General features: G+C 32.6%; 5 protein-coding genes. 1 reads left to right on the top strand and 4 read right to left on the bottom strand.

Translation table 11 applies throughout. From position 1 onward, the window contains the following. Nucleotides 1-236: 236 nt before the first annotated feature. From ACIQ2X_RS13700 to rnr, 4 genes are all read right to left on the bottom strand, one after another. Nucleotides 237-638, bottom strand: coding sequence for a hypothetical protein (locus ACIQ2X_RS13700; RefSeq protein WP_396179497.1), 402 nt, complete (start codon nucleotides 636-638; stop codon nucleotides 237-239). A 149-nt stretch (nucleotides 639-787) separates the two neighbouring features. Then, on the bottom strand, nucleotides 788-1,474 hold the full coding sequence (locus tag ACIQ2X_RS13695) for a LysE family translocator (RefSeq protein WP_396179495.1): 687 nt from the start codon (nucleotides 1,472-1,474) through the stop codon (nucleotides 788-790). 70 nt (nucleotides 1,475-1,544) lie between these two features. Further along, a complete protein-coding gene (locus ACIQ2X_RS13690; RefSeq protein WP_396179494.1) occupies nucleotides 1,545-2,216 on the bottom strand; it encodes a head GIN domain-containing protein in 672 nt (223 codons plus the stop codon). Nucleotides 2,217-2,220: 4 nt separating this feature from the next. After that, nucleotides 2,221-4,404, bottom strand: coding sequence for a ribonuclease R (rnr, locus tag ACIQ2X_RS13685; RefSeq protein ID WP_396179493.1), 2,184 nt, complete (start codon nucleotides 4,402-4,404; stop codon nucleotides 2,221-2,223). Nucleotides 4,405-4,512: 108 nt separating this feature from the next. Here rnr and ACIQ2X_RS13680 point away from each other — a divergent pair, with 108 nt between their 5' ends. After that, entirely contained in the window at nucleotides 4,513-4,752 is a 240-nt protein-coding gene (locus ACIQ2X_RS13680; RefSeq protein WP_396179492.1) for a DUF2007 domain-containing protein, read from the top strand. Nucleotides 4,753-4,969: the final 217 nt, after the last annotated feature.

Genomic DNA, 4,969 nt, shown 5'->3' with positions numbered 1-4,969 from the left:
AGATAAAGATAAAGTTCGAATCCGGACGATGCCTCACTAAGAGATACAGAAATGTATCTCTTTTTTTTTGTTTAATTTTTAGAAAAAATTAGATAAAGAGCTGTTTGAATCCAAACGATAATTCTGAAACCTAAAGAAAATGTAGAGCTTTTTTGGGATTCATCTTTAGGAAAAAATCAGTACAACTAATTAACAACAAAAATTAAAAAATATGCAATTTGACTATTTTAATTTTGTTAATTAAGTGTTATTGTTTCGGTTTTTGATTCACCTTTTTTGAAAGTGATTGCTACAACTTTAGTTTTGTCAACACCATTTACAGTATAATGAGCTGAAAATCTAAAAGTATTGGTAAAATTATTTATTTGATTAAAACCAGTATCGCTAAAAATATTGTTAAAAATTGCCTTTCCTTCACTATCTGATGAAGCTTGGAAATCGGCAAATTGTGTCTCATCACCAATTATTTCCCATGTAGTTTCGTCATAAGCATAAACTACAACATTTGAAACCGGCGTTCCATTTGTCGATTTTAAAATTATAACTGCTTTAGTTGTAGAATTAGTTGATGAACTGTCATCACTTGAACATGCTGTTAATACAGCAAAAGATAAGAATAAGAATAAAAAATTTTTCATATGTGGTGTTTATAAAGTGTCAAATTGCATATTCACTTTTATAAAACAAACTTAAATAAAAAATCACTTTTTTAAAAATGTTTGTATGAATTTACAAAAATACTTTGCAAAACTAATAATTTTTTATAAAAAAATAAATAATACTTAAATCACTCACGATTAGGTTCTATCTTTTCCAAAGCTTCTTTTACTAATTTTTGATCACTTGGAAACCAGCCTTGAAGCATTATTGTTAGACCAAAAACAATCAATAAAATACTGGTAACTTGCTTAATTTTAATAATATTAGCGGGTGTCATTTTACTTTTGAGACGTTTGGCTAAAAGAATTTTGAATATATCTACAATCAAATAAGTTGCGATAACGGAACCAAAAAATACAGCTAGCCGGGAAGATTTTAATTGCAATTGAGGACCAAATGTGATGAATATTAACAACCAAAAACCCAACACACCTACGTTGATAAAATTGAGTAAAAATCCTTTGGCAAAAAGACCTGCATAATTTTTCTTAATCAGTTCAATTTTATCTTTAAAATCGAGTTTTTTTATGGCTTTTTTTTGTTTGATAAAGGAAATAATGCCGTAAGTAACCATTATCAAACCGCCAAAAATAAATAATGCCGGTTCGTCTTTGATGTTATTTATGAGTCGGTAACTGCTGAAATAAGCAACTGCAATGAATACAAAATCGGCTGTGACTACTCCGGCATCAAATACCAAAGCAGCCCTAAAACCTTTAATTGCAGCCGTTTCTAAAAGAACAAAGAAAACGGGACCTATCATAAAGCAAAGCAAAATCCCGAGCGGAATTGCTAATAAAATATCTTCAATCATCAGGTGAATTTATCCGTGAGGTAACACAAATATAATTGAAAATTCTAAAATATAAATATTTTAAATCAACTTAGCGTTTGCTTTCGTTGATGGTGCCGCCCAAAGTAATACTCTTATTAATTTGTTGTGGACTTCCAAAAACCATAATGTTCCCTCCTGCTCTAACTTTAGCATCTACCAATTCGCTTGCCCGAACATCGGCTTCTCCACCTGTGGTAATCTTGATGGTTGTTTGAACGGTTTCTAAATCCATTCCTTGTAAAATTCCGCCTGTACCAAGCGAAACATCACTATTGGTAGCATTACCTTTAATTTTTAAAATTCCGCCTGTAACGGCTCTTAAATTGGCTTTCTTTACGTCTAAAACCAATCGTACTTCGGCACCTTCTTTAGCATCCACTTTCAAAGTGGTTTGCTTGATAGGTGTATCGCAAATAACGTAGGAACCTTCGCTGGCATTGATTTCATCAATATGTTTAAAATACAATTTAGCCGAAACGTTCTCGCCTTCTAATAATTTTCGCAACGCCATTCGGATTTTTAAACTACCATTTTTGTTGATAATTTCCACATCTCCCGAACGACTTCCGGTAATTTCGATTCGGTTTTCACTGGCTGGAATTAACTGGACAGAAATACGGTCGAAAACACTTACATTTTCGAATTCACCAAGATTTTTGGTTACTTGAGATGTTCCTAAAAAAGGAATCATCAAGCATAAAACAATGGTTATCTTTTTCATAAATCTATTTTTCATTTTTTCTAATTAAATTAAAATCAAGTTGTTTCTTGACTAAATCGGCATTTTTTACTTTCACAATTACTTCGTCTCCTAGTTGCAGTAAACTTTTGGTTACCGCACCTACAAGTGCATATTGCTTTTCGTCAAACGTATAATAGTCGTCTTTTATTTCGCGAATACGACACATTCCTTCGCATTTATTAGCTATGATTTCAACAAAAATTCCCCATTCTGTAACGCCGGAAATAACACCCAAGAATTCTTCGTCTTTGTGGTCTTGCATGTATTTTACCTGCATGTACTTAATGCTGTCTCTTTCGGCACTTGTGGCTAAACCTTCCATCGAGGAACAATGTACGGATTTCTCTTCGTACAATTCTTCGCTAACTGATTTTCCACCGTCCAAATAAAATTGCAATAACCTGTGAACCATAACATCAGGATAACGACGAATAGGCGAAGTAAAATGCGAATAATAATCGAAAGCCAAACCGTAATGACCAATATTATCTGTTGAATATTTGGCTTTACTCATCGTTCTGATGGCAAGCGTATCAATTAAATTTTGCTCTTTTTTACCACTAACATCCGCCATCAATTGGTTTAAAGATTTAGAAATATCGCCTTTGTTTCGGAAATCAATTTTGTAACCAAATTTAGAAATCACCGTTTGCATCGCAATCAATTTGTCTTCATTGGGTTCGTCGTGAATTCGATAAATAAACGTTTTCTTTTGTTTTCCAATAAATTCGGCGACTTTTCTGTTGGCCAAAAGCATGAATTCTTCAATCAAATGATTGGCATCTTTCGAAACTTTGAAGTACACGCCTTCCGGTTCGCCTTCTTGATTCAAGTTGAATTTTACTTCTACTTTATCAAAAGAAATCGCTCCATCTGCCATACGTTTTCGACGCAAAATTTTAGCGAGTTCATCCAATTTCAAAGTTGCACCTACAATTTCGTCTTTCACAATGTATTCTTCGCCTGTAATTGAAATCTCCGCTGGAATTATATTTTCTTTTGTTTCAATAATTTGCTGGGCTTCTTCGTAAGCGAATCGTTGATCTGAATAAATTACCGTCCTACCAAACCATTCATTGACTACTTGTGCTTTTTCGTTGATTTCAAAAACGGCCGAAAAGGTGTATTTTTCCTCATTTGGTCTAAGCGAACAAGCAAAATTGGATAATACTTCGGGCAACATGGGCACTACTCTATCGACTAAATAAACCGACGTCGCTCGTTGAAAAGCTTCGTCATCTAAAATGGTTCCTTCTTCTAAGTAGTAGGAAACATCGGCAATGTGAATTCCAATTTCGTAATTTCCATTCTCTAATTTTTTGAAAGAAAGTGCGTCGTCAAAATCTTTGGCATCTTTTGGATCGATAGTAAACGTAAGTGTTTCCCGCATATCGCGACGATTTGCTATTTCTTGTTCAGAAATTGATGTATCCAGCTTTTGTGCAAAAACTTCTACTTCAATTGGAAATTCATAGGGCAAACCGTATTCGGCCAGAATGGCGTGAATTTCAGTATTATGTTCGCCTGGTTTTCCTAAAACTTTGATCACAGAACCAAAAGGACTGTCGGCTTTTTTAGGCCAATCTTCGATGTTTACCAACACAACATCACCTTGTTCAGCTTCTCCAATTTTATCTTTTGGAATAAAAATATCAGTGTACATCTTGGGATTTGCTGTGGAGACGAAAGCAAAATTCTTTTGAATATCAATAACTCCTACAAATTCGGTTTTATGCCGTTCAACTACTTCAATTACTTCTCCTTCAGGACGTTTTCCTTTTCTTCGATTATAAACATAGACTTTAACTTTATCTTTATCAAGGGCTCGGTTCAAATTATTGGTAGGAATAAACACATCTTCACCAAAATCAGGACACACAAAATAAGCCGTTTTTCTTCCGGTCATGTCAATAATTCCCTCGTAGTAATCTTGACTGATGGCTTTTACCAAATATTTTCCAGGTTCGCTTTCGATAATTTCCTTTTTTGAAGCGAGAATCTTTAAATCCTTTATAATTTCGTTCCTACCTTTGGTATCATCTACTTCTAAAAGCGCTGCTATTTGCTTGTAATTTAATGCTCTATTGGCATTTTGGGCAAGTATTTTAACTATTTTTCCAGAGAAATCTTTCTCTTTTTTTCCTAACTTTCTAGGTATTTTACTCATAATCTTTTTAAATAATGTTGAAAAATACAAAATAGTTAGAAGTAATGAGTTATAAGTTTTTAGTTTTAATATAAAGCTAACATTTCATATCTTTATAAAAAACCTAAAATGAAAGACTTTCAAACCATTGCTGTTTTTAGTTATCCACATGAAATTGTGGTACTTCGACATATTTTAGACCAAGAACAAATTCAATACTACTTTGAAAATGAAACAATGATGAATATTGTTCCATTTTACGGTACGGCTTTGGGTGGAATCAAACTTAAAATTCATCCTAACGATTTTAATACCGTTCAAACTATTTTGAAAGAATTAGAAGATAATAACCATCTGAAAGTTGTTTAAGTTTTCAACACTTATTTAAATAATAAAAAAGAAAAGGAAATTTAAATTAATTTTTTAAGGGTTATTATAGCGTGTTAATAGTAGCCATAACTTTCTAAAAAAGAGGTTGTAATTTTAGTTATGCTTTTTTATACTGATTTACTAACAATTATATTTTTTATAAAGTGTTCTATTTCAAATGATTTTTAGATCTTATTAACAACCGTTGATAAATTGA

Origin of the sequence: Flavobacterium sp. (assembly GCF_044368625.1) — a bacterium.
Lineage (GTDB): Bacteria > Bacteroidota > Bacteroidia > Flavobacteriales > Flavobacteriaceae > Flavobacterium.
This window is presented reverse-complemented; position numbering and strand designations above follow the sequence as displayed.